The 16703-nt window shown below is 54.5% G+C and carries 17 protein-coding genes, 1 tRNA gene and 1 other annotated feature; of the genes, 9 read left to right on the forward strand and 9 right to left on the reverse strand.

Annotated features, from left to right (window positions below; genetic code table 11):
• Positions 1–165: 165 nt before the first annotated feature.
• Both uvrB and SYN7336_RS27940 read right to left on the reverse strand, forming a co-directional pair.
• Positions 166–2214 (reverse strand): excinuclease ABC subunit UvrB, encoded by a 2049-nt coding sequence (gene uvrB / locus SYN7336_RS10945; RefSeq protein WP_026100896.1) that lies wholly within the window; start codon positions 2212–2214, stop codon positions 166–168.
• Between the two features lie 91 nt (positions 2215–2305).
• Entirely contained in the window at positions 2306–3250 is a 945-nt protein-coding gene (locus tag SYN7336_RS27940; protein WP_156820117.1) for a hypothetical protein, read from the reverse strand.
• Positions 3251–3676: 426 nt separating this feature from the next.
• Between SYN7336_RS27940 and SYN7336_RS10955 the strand changes: the two genes are divergently transcribed.
• From SYN7336_RS10955 to cydB, 9 genes are all read left to right on the forward strand, one after another.
• Positions 3677–3749, forward strand: a tRNA-Trp gene (locus tag SYN7336_RS10955).
• Between the two features lie 170 nt (positions 3750–3919).
• Entirely contained in the window at positions 3920–4174 is a 255-nt protein-coding gene (secE, locus tag SYN7336_RS10960; protein WP_017325986.1) for a preprotein translocase subunit SecE, read from the forward strand.
• A gap of 66 nt (positions 4175–4240) precedes the next feature.
• Positions 4241–4846, forward strand: coding sequence for a transcription termination/antitermination protein NusG (gene nusG, locus SYN7336_RS10965; protein ID WP_038026906.1), 606 nt, complete (start codon positions 4241–4243; stop codon positions 4844–4846).
• Positions 4847–4994: 148 nt separating this feature from the next.
• Positions 4995–5420 carry a 50S ribosomal protein L11 gene (rplK, locus tag SYN7336_RS10970; protein WP_026100898.1) on the forward strand — a complete coding sequence of 142 codons (426 nt, stop codon included), beginning with the start codon at positions 4995–4997 and terminating at the stop codon, positions 5418–5420.
• 135 nt (positions 5421–5555) lie between these two features.
• Positions 5556–6275, forward strand: a complete 720-nt coding sequence (rplA, locus tag SYN7336_RS10975; protein WP_017325989.1) for a 50S ribosomal protein L1 — start codon at positions 5556–5558, stop codon at positions 6273–6275.
• Positions 6276–6394: 119 nt separating this feature from the next.
• Positions 6395–6535, forward strand: a sequence feature (ribosomal protein L10 leader region).
• A 62-nt stretch (positions 6536–6597) separates the two neighbouring features.
• Entirely contained in the window at positions 6598–7134 is a 537-nt protein-coding gene (rplJ, locus tag SYN7336_RS10980) for a 50S ribosomal protein L10 (RefSeq protein ID WP_017325990.1), read from the forward strand.
• 72 nt (positions 7135–7206) lie between these two features.
• Positions 7207–7590, forward strand: coding sequence for a 50S ribosomal protein L7/L12 (rplL, locus tag SYN7336_RS10985; protein ID WP_017325991.1), 384 nt, complete (start codon positions 7207–7209; stop codon positions 7588–7590).
• Positions 7591–7843: 253 nt separating this feature from the next.
• A complete protein-coding gene (locus SYN7336_RS10990) occupies positions 7844–9277 on the forward strand; it encodes a cytochrome ubiquinol oxidase subunit I (RefSeq protein WP_026100899.1) in 1434 nt (477 codons plus the stop codon).
• 9 nt (positions 9278–9286) lie between these two features.
• A complete protein-coding gene (gene cydB / locus SYN7336_RS10995; RefSeq protein WP_026100900.1) occupies positions 9287–10300 on the forward strand; it encodes a cytochrome d ubiquinol oxidase subunit II in 1014 nt (337 codons plus the stop codon).
• A 38-nt stretch (positions 10301–10338) separates the two neighbouring features.
• Here cydB and SYN7336_RS11000 read toward each other — a convergent pair whose 3' ends face one another.
• From SYN7336_RS11000 to SYN7336_RS11030, 7 genes are all read right to left on the reverse strand, one after another.
• Complete coding sequence (locus SYN7336_RS11000; RefSeq protein ID WP_017325994.1) at positions 10339–11190, reverse strand: metal ABC transporter permease; 852 nt, start codon at positions 11188–11190, stop codon at positions 10339–10341.
• A gap of 71 nt (positions 11191–11261) precedes the next feature.
• Entirely contained in the window at positions 11262–12095 is an 834-nt protein-coding gene (locus tag SYN7336_RS11005) for a metal ABC transporter ATP-binding protein (protein ID WP_051039911.1), read from the reverse strand.
• A gap of 5 nt (positions 12096–12100) precedes the next feature.
• Positions 12101–13111 (reverse strand): metal ABC transporter substrate-binding protein, encoded by a 1011-nt coding sequence (locus SYN7336_RS11010; RefSeq protein WP_017325996.1) that lies wholly within the window; start codon positions 13109–13111, stop codon positions 12101–12103.
• A 626-nt stretch (positions 13112–13737) separates the two neighbouring features.
• Positions 13738–15093: an IS4 family transposase gene (locus SYN7336_RS11015; protein ID WP_017324427.1), complete on the reverse strand. Its 1356-nt coding sequence runs from the start codon at positions 15091–15093 to the stop codon at positions 13738–13740.
• 166 nt (positions 15094–15259) lie between these two features.
• Positions 15260–15562, reverse strand: coding sequence for a Txe/YoeB family addiction module toxin (locus tag SYN7336_RS11020; protein WP_017325997.1), 303 nt, complete (start codon positions 15560–15562; stop codon positions 15260–15262).
• Positions 15537–15836: a type II toxin-antitoxin system Phd/YefM family antitoxin gene (locus SYN7336_RS25455; protein WP_071590771.1), complete on the reverse strand. Its 300-nt coding sequence runs from the start codon at positions 15834–15836 to the stop codon at positions 15537–15539. The genes SYN7336_RS11020 and SYN7336_RS25455 overlap by 26 nt, the downstream gene beginning before the upstream one ends.
• 75 nt (positions 15837–15911) lie before the next feature.
• Positions 15912–16673 carry an ABC transporter ATP-binding protein gene (locus SYN7336_RS11030; protein WP_017325999.1) on the reverse strand — a complete coding sequence of 254 codons (762 nt, stop codon included), beginning with the start codon at positions 16671–16673 and terminating at the stop codon, positions 15912–15914.
• Positions 16674–16703 lie beyond the last annotated feature (30 nt).

The raw sequence follows: 16703 nt of genomic DNA on the forward strand, positions 1-16703 counted from the left end.
TCTCTAGAGAAAATCGCCTGTGTATCATATTTTGCCAATCGCTTACATCTAGAGCTTAATTGAGCAAAGTGGCAAAACAGTCAACACCCAATGCCAGTCTTCCCGCATAGGACATCGAACCCATCAGGGGTCCAGCAAGCAGGCCCAGTTTGAGGCCAAAAGGACTTACGAGGCGGCCTGCCCCAGCAGGCGCTGTCTCAGCTTTTTAATCTTGTCGCGATAGTCTGCAGCGGTCTCGAACTCCAGATTGGAGGCAGCTTCTTTCATCTTGGTCTCGAACTGCTGGATCAGATTGGGGATATCTTCGAGGGAGATGTCGCTGGATTGCTGGAAAGCAGTCTCTAGCTCGCGATCGCTCAGCTTGCGGGAGATGGAGAGAAAAGACAGGATGGCGTTATTGGATTTCTTGACGATGGGCTTGGGGGTGATGCCGTGTGTTTGGTTGTACTCCAACTGGATGGCGCGGCGGCGCTCGGTTTCGGCGATCGCCTTGGCCATGCTCTTCGTCAAATTATCGGCATACATGATCGTCCGACCGCGCACGTTCCGCGCTGCCCTGCCAATCGTCTGAATCAGCGATCGCTCCGCCCGCAAAAACCCTTCCTTATCGGCATCCAAGATTGCCACCAACGAGACCTCCGGCAGGTCCAACCCTTCCCGCAGCAGGTTGACACCCACGAGAACGTCGAAGGCCCCCTCCCGCAGATCCTGCAGAATCTCGATGCGCTCGATCGAGTTGATTTCAGAATGGAGATAGCGAACCCGGACACCCCGCTCTTGGAAATATTCGGTCAGGTCTTCGGCCATACGCTTGGTCAGGGTGGTGATTAAGGCGCGATCGCCCTGCCCCACGCAATGCACAATCTCGTCCAGCAAATCGTCCACCTGACCGGCTGTGGGGCGGACCGATACTTCGGGATCGAGCACTCCTGTAGGGCGAATCACCTGTTCGACAACGCGCCCGGTGCCCGCTATATAGGATTTCGATTCATCGATCCGAGCATCCGACACCTCCAACTCCCAGGTGCCGGGGGTGGCGGAGACGAAGATGGCTTGCTCGACCATGCCCCAAAATTCTTCGGATTTGAGGGGGCGGTTATCGACGGCACTGGGTAGTCGAAAGCCGTGATCGACCAACACTTGCTTGCGAGCTCGATCGCCGTTGTACATGCCCCTCAACTGAGGCACGGTGACATGGGATTCGTCCACGACTAAGAGCCAGTCTTTGCCTCGAAAGTAATCGACCAAACAGGAGGGAGGCTCGCCCGGTTGGCGTCCGGTCAGGTGGCGAGAGTAGTTTTCGACGCCATTGCAATAGCCCACTTCCTGCAGCATTTCCAAGTCGTATTTCGTGCGCTGTTCCAGCCGCTGGGCTTCCAGCAGTTTGCCGCTGGTGCGGAAGGATTCCAGTTGGGCTTCCAGTTCGTCTTTGATGCCTTGGATGGCAGATTCCAGTTGGTCTTCGGGGGTGACGAAGTGGCGGGCGGGGTAGAGGCGCAGGGCACTGGTGCTTTGCAGGATTTCGCCCGTGACGGGATCGATGAGGCGGATGGCGTCGATGTCGTCGCCGAAAAATTCCACCCGAATGATGCGGTCTTCGTAGGCGGGGACCACTTCGAGCACGTCCCCTTTGAGGCGGAATTTGCCTCGGGTGAGGTCGAGATCGTTGCGTTCGTATTGGACGGAGGCCAGATCGCGCAGGAGCGCGCGTTGGTTCGTTTCCTCTCCCACTTGGAAGGGGATGGAGGCTTTCAGGTATTCCTCGGGCATCCCCAAGCCGTAGATGCAACTGACGGAGGCGACGACGATCGCGTCATTGCGTTCGAAGAGCGATCGCGTAGCGGAATGCCGCAGCATGTCGATTTCTTCGTTGATGGAGGAGGTCTTGGCGATGTAGGTATCGGTGACGGGGACGTAGGCTTCCGGTTGGTAGTAGTCGTAGTAGCTAACGAAGTATTCGACGGCGTTGTGGGGGAAGAGTTCGCGCAGTTCGTTACACAGTTGGGCGGCAAGGGTTTTGTTGTGGGCCAGCAGCAGGGTGGGCTTATTGACTTGGGCGATGGTGTGGGCAATGGAGAAGGTTTTGCCGGTGCCGGTTGCCCCTAAAAGGGTTTGGTAGCGGTGTCCGGCTTCGACGTTTTGCACCATTTGGGCGATCGCCTTGGGTTGGTCCCCCGTGGGCTCGTAGTTCGATTTCAGCTCGAATTGCGTCACTGTCTTGCCCCGCACAAACTGTGCCAATCTCTTTCCAGCCAATCTCTTCTTATTATGGTCAATGGTTGCGGCGATCGCCTCTAGCCTGTTCTCAGGGGGGATTCTCTTGAAGCAACTGCAAGATGACGGGCTCTAGTTGTTCTGCGATCGCCTGTTGCCCTGCAGCGTTGACGTGAATATTGTCTCGATAGGCGCTAGTCGGCACGTCGAGCTGAACGACAGTAGCTCCTGCCTGCAGCGCCGTTCGTTCGAGTGCTTCGTAACATGCTTGCAGGCTGTTTTTGTCGAGCCTTCTGTGCAGAGCCACAACAACACGAGCGCCAGCCTCGCGAGATACGGCGATCGCTTGAGTGACAGCAGCGATTGCTTCGGGAACGGCGCATGTGGTCTCTGCAGGCGCGGCGGATTCCCCACCAATGGGCGCGTTACGCACAGGCGCTCCACCCAGTTTGGGCAAGTAACGCGGTAGGTAGCGAAAAAAGACCTCTTGTAAGGCCAGCAGCGGTCGGGTTGCGGGAAATCTGGGATGCTCGCCCACAACAATCGGAGCAAACTTGCGCGCATCGGCAGCATCCGCACCATTCAGTACGAGCACAACCACTTCAGCTTCAAACAGGCCGAATTTTTGGATGTAAGCGAGCAGATTGATGGGTCCCCAGGAATCTGCAGATGCGTTGCCTACAGGAACTCCTAGCCAATTGGCGAGCAGTGTTGTTGCCAGCTCCTCCTGGTCGGTGAGACTGCCTCCATTGATCGCACTGTCCCCTGCGACCAACACCGACAGACGTTCCCATTCTTCGCTTCTCATGTGGTGGGTGTTGATAGAGATACGGTTGCCAAAGCGCCTGTAAGTACCGGGTTTAGGTAAGTATTCCACATCTGGGTCGGCAATACTCAGGGGAGGATCGCCCAATCCGAGCCAAAATCGAGCCACGAGCTCGCTGCCCAGTAATGCGAACGCAATCAGTAAGACAGTAGTGCCAGCAACTTTACGCGCCGACCATCCCAACCAGTAAGAGCAGAAGCGGTTTTTCAAAATCGTGTCTCGCAATTTTGGATCTAGGGAACTCAAACTGTTGCGATCGGCGATCGCAGCTAGACATTAACATTGCGCCATTGTGGGTGACTCTTGTGTCGCAGTGGGCTCTCTGTCCGTGCAGATAAGAGGAATTCTAGCAAGTTCCCATCGATCGCTTGGGGGATCGCTCTCAAAATTGGTCTGTGGATTTGCGGCGATCGCTCTTAAATTCAGTGGGAAGCGCAAAAGGAGTTGACGGAACGCAATTGAGTTTGCGACACTATCTGAGCTGTCAGCAGCAACCCTTTCCCGTGACTGATAGACTAGGTAACGTCAGTCCTCAGAAGTTGGCGCGCAACGTTTTGCCGTCAATTCTGTACGACGATCTGACAGCCTTGTGGAGCCTGCGCTCTGCTGTCTGGCTTCGTTTCCAGCCCAAAACAGGCGTCCTTAGTTCAGTTGGTAGAACGTCGGTCTCCAAAACCGAATGTCGGGGGTTCGAGTCCTCCAGGACGCGCTCTCTTTTTTAGGGTGCGAGGCAAGTTAACGATAGCCGCTCGCAAGCTGCAGATCGCAGGCCGACATGTTTAAGGTCGCAGGCTGACATTTCTAAGTTGCAAGCTGACATTTTTTAGATCGCAGCATCGGCTAGCATTCATTCACCCGGTTGCAAGGAGATACGCGGACATGGCGAAAAGCGATACGGCAGAACGCAAAGATCCCGCCAAGCGCGGTTCTTCTAAGGCAGTCGAGACGGAAACCCAAGGGCCGTTTAGCTTCTTTGGCAACACCCTGGCCGAACTCAAGAAGGTGGCTTGGCCCGATCGCCAGCAACTGATTAGCGAGTCGAGTGCAGTCCTTTTGATTGTGATTGCCTTCGCCTCCTTCATCTTTTTAATCGACCAGCTATTCGGCTGGGTTTCCGGTCTAGTTTTCGGCTAAATTCAGCCACTTGTGAGGCGATCGCCGCTAGCGCGATCGCGGGAAGTCGTGCAGCGAGAAACAGTGATGGTATCCACAACCGAACACGAAGAGCACAGCGAAGAGAAACGCCAAGAACGCTGGTATACCGTGCAAGTGGCCTCCGGCTGCGAGAATAAAGTTCAGAGCACTTTGATGCAGCGGGCGATCGCCCTCGACGTGCAAGATCGGATTTTGGAAGTCGCCATTCCCAAACGCCCCGGCTATAAGGTGGGCAAAGATGGCAAGCGCCAACAGATCGAAGAAAAGATCTTTCCCGGCTACGTCCTGATTCGCATGGTGCTGGACGACGAGGTTTGGCAGGTCATCAAGAGTACCCCCAACGTGATCAACTTTGTGGGCAATGAAGAACGGCGCGCCGTCGGTCGCGGGCGCGGCCACGTTACGCCTCGCCCCCTCAGTGCCTCGGAAGTGCATCGCATCTTCAAAACTGCTGAAGTGGAAGAAGTCACCGTGAAGGTGGATATGGCAGAGGGTGATAAGATTGAAGTCTTGTCTGGACCCTTCCAAGGCTTCCACGGCGAAGTGGTGGAGGTCAGTCCGGAGCGGGGCAAGCTCAAGGCTCTGATTTCAATTTTTGGTCGCGATACTCCGGTGGAACTGGAGTTCAACCAAGTTGAGAAAGAAGTTTGAGTTCTTCCTGAACGTTCGCGATCGCTCGAGTCAGTTCGATCGAGATACGGACGTAGTGCTTCAGGAGAATTCCCTTTTGCCCCTGCAGAGAACCCTTCTGCAGGGTTGCTTGTTTGCGCGTTTTTTGCCCAGCAGTGTAGTACCCGTCATGCCCAGAAAAGTAGTAGCGATTATCAAGCTGGCGATCGAAGCCGGTAAGGCAAACCCAGCTCCCCCCATCGGCCCTGCCTTGGGTCAGCACGGGGTCAACATCATGATGTTCTGCAAAGAATACAACGCCAAAACCGCCGACCAGGCGGGCACTGTTGTACCGGTAGAAATCTCGGTGTACGAGGATCGAAGCTTTACCTTCATTCTCAAAACCCCTCCCGCTGCCGTTTTGATTAAAAAAGCGGCTGGCATCGAGCGCGGCTCGGGGATGTCCCACACTGAAAAAGTGGGTTCCATCACCCAAGCGCAACTGCGTCAAATTGCCGAAACCAAGTTGCCCGACCTCAACACCAACAATGTTGAGGCTGCCATGTGCATCATCGCCGGTACCGCCCGCAACATGGGCGTCACCGTTGCGGAATAAGCGCGAGATCGCTCAGCCTGCGTTCCTAAAAGATCGCTATTGAGTCGCGATCGTCCCTGTAAACTCAATCGCCTCTGTAAACCCAATCGTTGGGGGAGAGGGCCATTCCCTCGCTAAGACCCCGAGGAGCTCTAAATGTCTAAAAAACTGTCGAAGCGGATGCGAGAGCTGCAAGACAAAGTGCAGCTCACCGCTTACGAACCGCTAGCAGCCCTGCAGTTGCTCAAAGAAACTGCCACCGCCAAGTTTGACGAAGCTGCTGAAGTTCACGTGCGCTTGGGCATCGATCCCAAGTATGCCGACCAACAAATTCGCACCACTGTGGTGCTGCCGAAAGGCACCGGTCAGACCGTGCGGGTGGGGGTCATCGCCCGTGGCGAAAAGGTCAACGAGGCCCAGGAGGCGGGGGCCGATGTTGTGGGGTCTGAAGAACTGATCGAAGAGATCTCCAATGGCATGTTGGACTTCGATATTTTGGTGGCCACCCCCGACATGATGCCCAAAGTGGCCAAGCTGGGCCGAATTCTGGGGCCGCGCAAGTTGATGCCCTCCCCCAAAGCGGGCACCGTCACGTTCGATCTGGGCCAAGCGATTGATGAATTTAAGGGTGGCAAGCTGGAATTTCGAGCCGATCGCACCGGGATCGTTCATATCCTGTTTGGCAAATCTAGCTTTCCGGCAGAAGATTTGCTGACAAATTTGAAAACCTTCCAAGAGGCGATCGATCGCCATCGCCCTTCTGGAGCCAAGGGCAAATATTGGCGATCGATGTACGTCTGTTCCACCATGGGTCCGTCGATTGAAGTGGACATCAGTGCCCTGCGCGACCTGACGTTAGAGGATGCTGCTGCCTAGGATTAGAAGAGTTCGGGTCCGATTTGGGCTCGAACTCTTTACAGTGGCGATCGCTTTCGTCTATGCTGATAAACCGGTGCGCGAGATGAATGAGGAAAAAGTTCGGTAAAAGATTGTGACGTCATTCAATAGTCTGGCCGCAGACAGCAGGGGCTTATGCTTAATAGCCTGCCGAGGTTGGAGGAACTGGCGAATGGTATTGCCATTTGTTTTTCCCTCGTGCTGTCTCGGTTTTGCCGAGGCGTTTTTTTTGCTCAACTTTAGGTCGAACCGATAGTTCGCGCTCGATCGGCACCACATGTAGAGAAAGGAGGTAGCATCCGTGGGCAAACAATCCTTGGCCCAAAAACAAGCGATTGTCGCATCCGTGGAGGCGCTATTAGAGGAGTCTGAAATGGTGATGGCGATCGATTACGCTGCCCTCACCGTGGGCGAGATGTCCGAGTTGCGCAACCAACTGTATCCAACCGATTCGATTTGCATGGTGGTCAAAAACACCCTCATGCGGCGAGCCATCGCCGAGAAGCCCGACTGGGAACCCATCGGCCAGCTCTTAGGCGGTCAGTCTGCATTCATCTTGATTAAAGGCGATGTAGCTGCCGCCATTAAGGCTTACCAAAGTTTCCAAAAAGGTGCCAAAAAGAGCGAGTGCCGTGGGGCCGTGATGGCCGGTACTGCCTATAACTTCGAGCAGGTAAAAGCCATTGGCGAGCTGCCTTCGAAGGAGGTGCTCATGTCTCAGGTGGCTGGCAGCATCAATGCCCTGGCCACAAAATTGGCCGTCGGCATCAAAGAAGTGCCTGCCTCTTTGGCCCGCGCGATCGCGGCTTTGGAAGAGCAGAAGAAAGAGGCTGCCTGAGGGTAGCGATGCTGACTTTTGCTCGACGACTTGCATTTATTTTTTCCCCCGAGTATTTGAAGGAGACAATCCGTGGCTGAGACTATCGACAAGATTATTGAAGATCTGAAAGGTCTGACCCTGCTGGAAGCTTCCGAGCTGGTCAAAGCGATCGAAGACACCTTCGGCGTGAGTGCTGCTGCTACTGCTGCGCCAGTCATGACAATGGCGGCTCCTACCGCAGTGGCTGAAGCTGAAGAAGAAAAGACCGAGTTCGACGTTGTCCTCGAAGAAGTGGGTGGCGAGAAGATCAAAGTGCTCAAGGCGGTACGCGAATTGACCGGCTTGGGTCTGAAAGACGCTAAGGCTGTGGTGGAATCAGCTCCCACGGCCATCAAAGAAGGTATCTCCAAGGACGATGCCGAAGAAGCCAAGAAGAAGCTGGAAGAGGTGGGTGCGAAGGTTGCTATCAAGTAATCCTGGCTCGAGTAGTCTTCGTTTTCGACGATGACGCGATATCTCACCTTGTTGTGAAAAGATGCGGGAGACCAAGCGGTCTCTCTTTTTTTTGCCCGCGATCGCCAGGACTTTTCTCGAACATTCGCGGCGGCTCCAAACCTGAAGTCAACCTGTAGAATCTGCAGATTTGACCGCCTGTCTCTTGCCTGCAACCGACAGATAAGACTAGGACAGTGGAGGTATGCGTTTGAGTTCTCCTACCTTTGCAGTTATGGATTTGCTTTCCAATACAGTTGCGCTGTCTCGGCTCCAGTTTGCAATCACCGCAATTTTTCACATGCTTTGGCCTGTTTTGACGACAGGCATGGGAATTTTTCTGGTGGTGGTGGAGGGGCTGTGGCTCAAAACCCGCAATCCCGACTATTATCGCCACGCCCGGTTTTGGGCGAAGTTGTACGTGCTCAATTTCGGCATCGGCGTGGCCTCGGGGCTGCCGATGGCATTTCAGTTCGGCACCAATTGGGCTCCGTTTTCAGAGGCGGTGGGAGATTTCTTCGGCACGATTCTCGGCTTTGAAGCCACAATGGCCTTCATGTTGGAGGCTGGTTTTCTCGGCATTATGCTGTTTGGCTGGGAGCGGGTTCCGCCCATCGTGCATTACCTCTCCACCATCTTGGTGGCTTTCGGAGCCAACCTATCTACGTTCTGGATTTTGACCGCCAACTCCTGGCTGCAAACCCCAGCAGGGGGAGAGTTTATCAATGGCAAGTTTGTCGTGTCCGACTTTTTCCAAGCCATTTTCAATCCCTTCATGGCGAATAGCGTACTCCACATGTTCTTCGCCACGCTGGAGACCTCTCTATTTGTCATTGGCGGCATTAGCGCCTGGTATTTGCTCAATCAGCGTTACGAAGCCTTTTTTGCCCGATCGCTCAAAATCGCGCTGGCCGTCGCGATCGCCGTTGCTCCCCTACAAATCTTTATCGGGCACCTCAGCGCCGAGCAAGTCTATCGCCACCAACCCTCCAAATTGGCGGCGATGGAAGCGCAGTGGGAAACGCTCCCGGCAGGACAGACAGCAGATTGGAGTTTAGTGGCCTTGCCCAATAACCAGCAGGAGGCCAATGATTGGGAGATTAAAATCCCGCATGCGCTGGGTTATCTGTTGGAGTTAAAGCCCAAACTGTCAGCGCCTGTCTTGGGACTCAAAGCTTGGTCCTATGAAGACCGCCCCCATCTGGTGGGGTTGGTCTATTACTCATTTCGCATCATGGTGGGGATTGGGCTTTTCCTCGCCGCGCTAGTGGCCGCTAGCGTCGTGCAGTGGCTGCGAGGGAAATTAGACTCAACGGCGATCGGCCAACAGAAATGGCTGCTGCGAGCCTGGATATTCGCCGCCCCGCTCGGATATATTGCGGTCGAAACGGGCTGGATCGTGCGCTGTGTCGGACGCCAGCCCTGGACGGTCTACGGCCAGATTCGGACCGCCGATGCTGCTTCGCACCTTCCCCCTGCAGAAGTGTTGACTTCTCTGGCGGGCATTACCGCCATCTATCTCATCTTTTTCAGTTCGGCCCTCTATTTCGGCAGCCGCATCATCCGTCAGGGGCCGAATCTAAAGGTACCCTTGCCCTACGAGTGTGCTGAAGCCGAGCCTATTGCTCCCAAGGCAGCCGATCGCCGTCCGTTAGAAACTCAGCAGTAAGGGGAAGTGATGGAAGCACTCGAAAAGTTTTTGCCCCAGTTATGGTTTTTCATTTTGGGGATATTTCTGTTCCTCTATGTCTTACTGGATGGCTTCGACTTGGGGGTTGGCATTCTCTCGCTAACGGCGTCTTCAGAAGAGCGGCGCGGCCTTTTGATGACCAGTTTGGGCAATGTGTGGGACGCCAACGAAACCTGGCTCGTGTTGATGGGGGGATCGCTGTTTGGGGCTTTTCCGCTGGCCTACGGGACGATCCTCAACGCGCTGTATTTTCCAGTCTTGATTATGATGGCGGGCCTGCTGTTTCGCGCGGTCTCGTTTGAGTTTCGCGAAAATGCCGAGCGCAAGTTCCTCTGGAATGTAGCCTTTGGGGCAGGTAGTTTCCTGGCAGCTCTCGGCCAAGGGTTTGCCCTCGGCAGTGTGTTTGAAGGAATTGCTGTGGATGCGGGGGGACACTTTGTCGGTGGCATGTTTGACTGGTTGACCTGGCGATCGCTGTTAGTCGCCCTCACCCTCATTCAAGGCTACGTTCTCATCGGCTCGACGTATTTGATTATGAAAACCAGTGGGGAGTTGCAGAACACGCATTTCAAAACGGCTAAAATCGCTGCGGCGACCACCTTTATCGGTGCTGTTTTCATTACGATTAGCACCCCTCTCCTTTCAGAGCAGGTACAATCTCGATTGTTCCAGCCTCCGCTTCTCTATATCTTTGCGCTGATTCCAGTTTTGGGAATTGCGTTCGTCGGACTACTGTTGTGGAGCTTGAGCCGAAGGGAGGAAGTCACTCCATTGATTTGGACTGTTATGCTATTTTTCCTGTCTTTTGTCGGCTTGGGATTTCTCATTTTTCCGAGCATTATCCCGCCATCAGTCACCATTTATGAGGCGGCTGCAGCTCCTAGCTCATTGGTGTTCATGGCTATATTTGTAGGCTTTCTCATTCCCATTCTATTGGCCTACACCCTTTACAACTACATTGTGTTTCGAGGGAAGGTTACCGCCGAAACCTATGGAGATTGAGTCCGAGCAGTTGATTGAGTCTACAGATTTCAAACCAATCATTTAAGCAATGGGAGTTTCGATTTGACAGCGCGTGATTTCTGACGGGAGATGGAAAATCCCAGAACGCCGGCAAAGATAGCAGTTGACAGCAGCACAACACTGGCACCAGAAGCTACATCGAAGTAATAACTCGAGTACAGTCCCAAAAATGCTACAAATGCTCCTACGCTGCTGGAGATGGCCAGCATGCGGGCAAAGTGATGGGTTAATAATCGCGCGATCGATGCGGGGATGACAACAGCAGAGATAATCAGCGTCACCCCCAACACCTGCAACGTCGAGACCAGCAATGCCGCCAGCATGAGGGCAAACAACAGGTCCATCCAACGCACGGGAACCCCATGAACCTGAGCGATCTCGCGATCGAAGCTCCAGAATAGCAACGGACGATAAAACAAAAATAGCAAGGACAATAAGGCGATCGCCACAGACACAATAATCCAGACATCAGCAGGCGTTACCCCCAAAACATTGCCGAATAAGGCTGCCTCAAAACTCTGGGTAAACTGACGCGACATACTAATCAGCGCCACACCGAGGGCAAAACTGGCCGTCGTCACAATTCCAATCGCCGAATCTGAATAGACGTTGTTAACCGTTAAATATTGAATCAGAATCGCCGCGCCAAATCCCCATATCCCAGCTCCCAAGTAGAAATTGAGTCCCAAAATATAGCTAATGACAGCTCCACCCAAAATGGCATGGGAAAGACCGTGGGCAACATAGCTCATGCGGCGTGTGGTGATATAAACGCCCATAACGCCGCAAAGGAATCCAGATAGAATTCCCACAACTAAGGCGCGGATAAAGAAATCGTATTCGAGGGGTTTGAGCAGAAAGTCGAGCATTAAAAAATGAAGCAGCGAGCTTCAGTCGAACTTGGGATGAGTCAAGACAGAATCTTTCAAACGATCGATTCTCAAGGGACCGAAAGAGATTGTCGCCTCAATGCATCTAGTCGTTGGCTATTTTGCTGCAGCTTGTGCCGCAGGGACAGGAGCTTGTTGGCGATGACGACGCGATCGCCATCTCGAATCACAATCATTTCTGCACCGAACGTCGCTTCGAGAGTTGCGGGATTGAGGACTCGATCGGGCGGCCCCTGACAGATAACGCCGTGATTGAAACAAATGACCCAGGGCAAGTGAGTAGCCACCAAATTTAAGTCGTGGGTGCTCATTAAAATCGTCAACCCCTGCCGGTTGAGATCGGCTAGCAGATGCAAAATCTCGTGTTGGGCTTTTAGATCGAGCCCCGCAGCCGGTTCGTCCAAAAAGACCAGCTCTGGCTCGCCCACCAGAGCGCGAGCTAAAAAGACTCGCTTCAACTGGCCGCCAGACAGTGCGCCAATGTGATGGCGAGCCACATCTGCCACCCCCATCCGCTCTAGCAACTGTTGGGCTACACGGCGATCGCTCGCACTCGGCCAGGGTAAAAACCGCCCCGGACGATAGCAGCCCATCATCACCACCTCTGCCGCCGTCACGGGAAAGGCCCAATCGATCGTCTCCACTTGGGGAACGTAGCCCACAGCCCCAGCCACTCGACCGAACTCGACAGCTCGCCCGCCGATGGTAATTGCTCCCTGCTGGCAGGGGATCGCACCGAGGAGGGACTTCAGCAGCGTCGTTTTGCCCGCTCCTGATGGACCCACGAGGGCCGCAAACTGTCCTGCGAACAAAGACAGGTTGACGCGATCGAAGATCGTTTTGCCTGCATAACTGCAAGCCAGTTGGTGGGTCTCGAGTGCCATTTGAATCATTGCTCTTGCAATACCTCCACCAGAACTGCTTCGATCGGATTGCGTACATCCAATCGCTCGATCGCAGAGGTATCGCCGCCCAAATTCTTAGCAAATATGCGTAAGTTTTCAGCCATCATGCCCACATAGGTATGCTCGGGATTGTCATTCAGTACGGCATTGGCATTGCCTTCCCCCGGCAGGTCGTCATCGCTCGTGTTATCGAGTTTTACCCCCGTTTCTCGGGCAATTTGTGCGGCGATTCTACTCGGAAAAACCTCGGAGCCAAAAATGGCTGGAACCCCGGTTTCGCGCACGCGATCGACAATTTCAGCCACTTCGCGAGCCGAAGGTTCGCTCAAGTCTGACGGCTGAATTGCACCCAAAATCTCAATGCCATATTCGCGACCCCAGTAAGCCCAAGAGTCGTGATAGGTGAGCAACTTCCGGTTTTCAACTGGAATAGAGGCCACCACCTCCCGGGTCACTCGATCTAGGGCTTCGAGTTGGGCTAAATAGAGGTTGAGGTTGCGCGCATAATAGTCCCGACCGGAGGGATCGAGCTCTTGTAAGGCTGTTGCCACTAATTCCGCGTATGCCATGGCATATAGAGGGTTTACCCATAAATGCGGATTGGGCTTTCCCCCCGACTCGGGGAAACTGAAATCGAACACCCATTCGTCTCGGCTGATGGTTTCATCTCCCAGCAAGACAATCTTTGTCTCATCTGGTTTGGAGGCCCTAGCCAGATTGAGAATCGGCTCCTCTAGAAACAAGCCGTTGGCAATAATCAGATCTGCCTCAGATAACAGTTCTACGTCGGAGGGGCGAGGCTCGAAGGTATGTGAATTGACGCCTTCTGGAACGATGCCGATCGCCTCGATGCGATCGCCTCCAATGTTGCTGACAATATTGGTGATGGGAGCAACGGTCGTGATGACCTGAGGGGTTGCCGAGCTGGCTGCAACGCCGATGGTGAAAAACGCTAGATTGACGGCAAAGGATACAACGACTGCAAATCGGTTCATACACCTAGTGTTGGGTGGAAGGACATTGGGGAAAAGCTCCATTCCCGATGCTTTGAATATCTGTGGATAGCGAATAGGTACGACTCGCCTCGAAACTGCGGAGCTATACGAATCGTGCCTCAAGAGTTCGCTCTCGAACATCCCCTGCAGGGGCATATCGATATGGACTCGTCTGAATGGCGGGTTAGATCGCAGCTAGCTTTTGGCCGCCTCTATTCGCCCAGAGTCCGACAGGCTGAACCTCTGATGCCCCTTGGGAGATAGCCTTGGTCAGAACCCGCTCGACAGCCACGGATTCCTGGCCGTCCCTGCGCTATGACTGCCTTGCGATCGCCTGAAATCTTCACAGAGACTTCCGATTTGAGCGTGGGGGATTCCCTCTATCCAACGTCAGCTCGACCAGAGTCTGTCCCTTACCCCTACGCTCCCGCTAAGCGTGGCATCAACCATAACTTTGGGGCCAGAGGAACGAAATCTAGCCAAGATTTGCGACTATTTCTCCCCTCGGATTGAGCAATCTTTGGCGATCGCTCTCGCGGAACGAAATCTAGCCAAGATTTGCGACTATTTCTCCCCTCTCCCCAGGGCTATCCATTAGGCAAAAGTAGCTGAACCATAGACAGGCACTAGCTTTGAGAAGCCAGTTGAGCCCCTTCAAGCAAATGGTGGAGTTTGGTCAGCCCTCGCCAAAGCGTCTTCAATCCAGGGTTGCCATCGCCCTTGCGAGCCAAGAAGCCTCCCAATCGAGCAATCCACAGCATTGCCTGTTGCAGAGTGGGTGGCTTTTGAGAGCGACTTTTCGGCACAAACTTGCGTCGTAACAGCCGCCATTCAGCAGGCTGTAAAACGAGCTCACAGGAGGCTTGCGGGGTGAGTCGAGCGCGGTAGGTCAGCCACATCAATCGCCAAGCTACAACGTTGTAGGTTGCCAGAGCCTTGAGCAAGCGCTCATAGCTTTGCAGTTGGAGCTGTTCGATGCCACAGCCACTTTTGAGGGTGAAGTGAAACCGCTCAATCAGCCAGCGGTAGCTATACCAGCGGATGCACTGACAGACCTGCTCGAAGCTCTCAACTGGCAAGCTGGTCAGCAGAAACCAGCGAATCGGCTGAGCGCCATCATCAGGGGGGACGGTTTCTTCCACGAAGATGGCATTGAGGCGCACGGGCTCTAAGCTCGCGGCTTTGAGGTGATGCGATGGCACCTCCAGCGTCACCGCCATCGCCCGCACCTGCAACTGGGCAATGCGGGCCGCTCGCTTGGGATTACGCTGCACTTGCAGGCTCATCGCTCCCAAGACTGGGGCTTGTTCGAGGGTGGGGATGAACTTGCCCAGCTCGTGGCTAAGTTTGCGATTGTGCCTTGCGCGGATGAGTAACTCCCTGTTGTCCGCACGGGGATGGGCAAACAGTTCGAAGATGTCTGCTTCTCGATCGCCAATATGAACCACTTGCTCTTGGCCCGCGAGCTCTCGCTCTACGGCTGCGAGAGTTGCTATCCAGCGATAGCTTTCCTTTTGCTCGATGGGAGTCACTGAGCGTTTTTCTTTCTTCCCGCGCCGCTGTTTGCGATTCCAGATGAATTGACTCAACAGACCTAAGGGTTCTCCCTCGCCGCTCACCGCAAAACAACTGTGGACTTTGATTCCCTGTTGATGGCTTTGATTGATGAAGCCCAGCCCTTCGGTCTGGGGGTGAGTGGTGAAGTCGAAATCCGTTGTGTCTTGAATGGCCAGCACCGTCTTGCCCGTGAGGGCCCGCCTGACCACTCCATCACGATGACTGTCCAGAATGCTGCTCGTGCTCACCTTCGGGTTGGCCCAAAATCGATAGGTTCCTTGGGCCACTGAGGCATTCCCACTCGCCTGAGGCACGCTCGCTGTGGGCTGCTCACTCAAGTCTGTGACGATCTGCCCCAACCGCTTTGCATGTCGCAAATCGGCGAAGTGGATCGGGTTGATTTCTTGGCTGACCCAATCTTGCATGGTTTCTCTCCCTCCGGCTACAACTGCTTCAGTCTCTACTGCAGTTTATAATCCAGTCACAGTAAGCTCTCCATCGACTTGTGCCTAATGGATAGCTCCCCAGGGAGAGGGGCTGGGGGTGAGGGCAATGCAGCGCCATCGAACTCAGATCTATCCCGGGAGAGCTTTAAGCATAGTGATGTCGGGCCTTGAGAAAGACAATCTCCCACTCTGCGACGCGATACACCAGCCGATGCTCGCGCGCGATGCGGCGGGACCAAACATCAGCGCCAATATATTTCAACGGCTCGGGCTTACCGATCCCCTCAAACGGCGACAGCATGATATTTTCCACCAAAGCCAAAATCCGACCCACCACTCTTCGATCGGACTTGGCCCACCATTCCACGTCTTCCACAAACTGCCGATCGAATCGGGGCACGATCCGCACGAACTGGATCTGTTTAGGCTTTGGCTTCTGCTTCGCCATTTGCCAGAGTCCTGAGACCCTCTAGATCGAAGTCAGCGAACTCGCCCTCTCGAGAGCGAGCCAAGGCAGCCAACAACCGTTGCGCATTAGCAGGAGGAGTCAGAGCGCGCAGACTCTCCAGCATCGATTGCAACTCAGCCCAAGAAATAATGGCAGCCGGTTCGTGTCCCTGGCGCTGCACGATCGTGACCGTCAAATCCTGCGTCGCCCGTTCGAGCACGTCCGCCAGAGTTTGGCGCACGGCAGAGTAACTCATTTCAGAAGTCGAAAGCATCAATCTCCCGTCAATACAGGTATTTTAATTGTACAAACCTCATGTCTGTTGTACAGGGAGCTCCCTCTCGCTCAGCTATCCTAACCCCACCCCGATCGCCATCATGCGAGCCACATCCTGAGGCTCCAGTGCAGCGTCGAGCACCTCGCCATCCTTAAACCAAATCACCCGCCGCGACATGCGGGCCACATCTGCCTCGTGGGTCACCATCACCACCGTAATGCCGTCCCGATTCAGCTCTTCAAAAATCCCCATCACCTCTAGCGTCGTGTGGCTATCCAACGCCCCCGTCGGCTCGTCCGCCAATAACAACAGCGGCTGATTCACAATTGCTCGCGCGATCGCCACCCGCTGCTGCTGTCCCCCCGATAATTGCGTGGGTTTGTTGTGCAGGCGATCGGCCAACCCCACCTTCGTCAGCGCCTCAGTCGCCCGTTCCGCCCGCTCCGTTGGCGAAACTCCCGCATAAATCATCGGTAACATCACATTGTCGAGCGCCGTCAGTTGCTGCAGCAAGTGAAACTGCTGAAACACAAATCCAATCTTGCGATTGCGAATCAGGGCTAAATCTGGATCGCCCAGCTTCGCCACATCCGCCCCATCGAAGTAATACTTGCCCGCTGTCGGCGTATCCAAACAGCCAATCACATTCATCGCCGTAGACTTTCCAGACCCCGACGGCCCCATAATGGCGCAGTACTCCCCTTGCTGGATCTCTAAGTTGACGTGCGATAGTGCCCGCACCTCTGTATTGCCGGCACCATAAACCTTGGAAACGTCTTCGAGTCGGATGGGCGGTGGAGAGGCGGGTTGAGAGATTGAGACGGGGTGAGACATAGTGGCAACTCAAGCGAGGTTCGAAGAGCA

Origin of the sequence: Synechococcus sp. PCC 7336 (assembly GCF_000332275.1) — a bacterium.
Classification (GTDB): Bacteria; Cyanobacteriota; Cyanobacteriia; order Thermostichales; family PCC-7336; genus PCC-7336.

What these genes read in the sequence shown, in the direction of transcription:
- secE (WP_017325986.1), top strand. Translation starts at nt 3,920, where the DNA reads ATGGCGAAAAGCGATACGGCAGAACGCAAAGATCCCGCCAAGCGCGGT.
- nusG (WP_038026906.1), top strand. Translation starts at nt 4,241, where the DNA reads ATGGTATCCACAACCGAACACGAAGAGCACAGCGAAGAGAAACGCCAA.
- rplK (WP_026100898.1), top strand. Translation starts at nt 4,995, where the DNA reads ATGCCCAGAAAAGTAGTAGCGATTATCAAGCTGGCGATCGAAGCCGGT.
- rplA (WP_017325989.1), top strand. Translation starts at nt 5,556, where the DNA reads ATGTCTAAAAAACTGTCGAAGCGGATGCGAGAGCTGCAAGACAAAGTG.
- SYN7336_RS10990 (WP_026100899.1), top strand. Translation starts at nt 7,844, where the DNA reads ATGGATTTGCTTTCCAATACAGTTGCGCTGTCTCGGCTCCAGTTTGCA.
- cydB (WP_026100900.1), top strand. Translation starts at nt 9,287, where the DNA reads ATGGAAGCACTCGAAAAGTTTTTGCCCCAGTTATGGTTTTTCATTTTG.
- SYN7336_RS11000 (WP_017325994.1), bottom strand. Translation starts at nt 11,190, where the DNA reads ATGCTCGACTTTCTGCTCAAACCCCTCGAATACGATTTCTTTATCCGC.
- SYN7336_RS11005 (WP_051039911.1), bottom strand. Translation starts at nt 12,095, where the DNA reads ATGGCACTCGAGACCCACCAACTGGCTTGCAGTTATGCAGGCAAAACG.
- SYN7336_RS11010 (WP_017325996.1), bottom strand. Translation starts at nt 13,111, where the DNA reads ATGAACCGATTTGCAGTCGTTGTATCCTTTGCCGTCAATCTAGCGTTT.
- SYN7336_RS11015 (WP_017324427.1), bottom strand. Translation starts at nt 15,093, where the DNA reads ATGCAAGATTGGGTCAGCCAAGAAATCAACCCGATCCACTTCGCCGAT.
- SYN7336_RS11020 (WP_017325997.1), bottom strand. Translation starts at nt 15,562, where the DNA reads ATGGCGAAGCAGAAGCCAAAGCCTAAACAGATCCAGTTCGTGCGGATC.
- SYN7336_RS25455 (WP_071590771.1), bottom strand. Translation starts at nt 15,836, where the DNA reads ATGCTTTCGACTTCTGAAATGAGTTACTCTGCCGTGCGCCAAACTCTG.
- SYN7336_RS11030 (WP_017325999.1), bottom strand. Translation starts at nt 16,673, where the DNA reads ATGTCTCACCCCGTCTCAATCTCTCAACCCGCCTCTCCACCGCCCATC.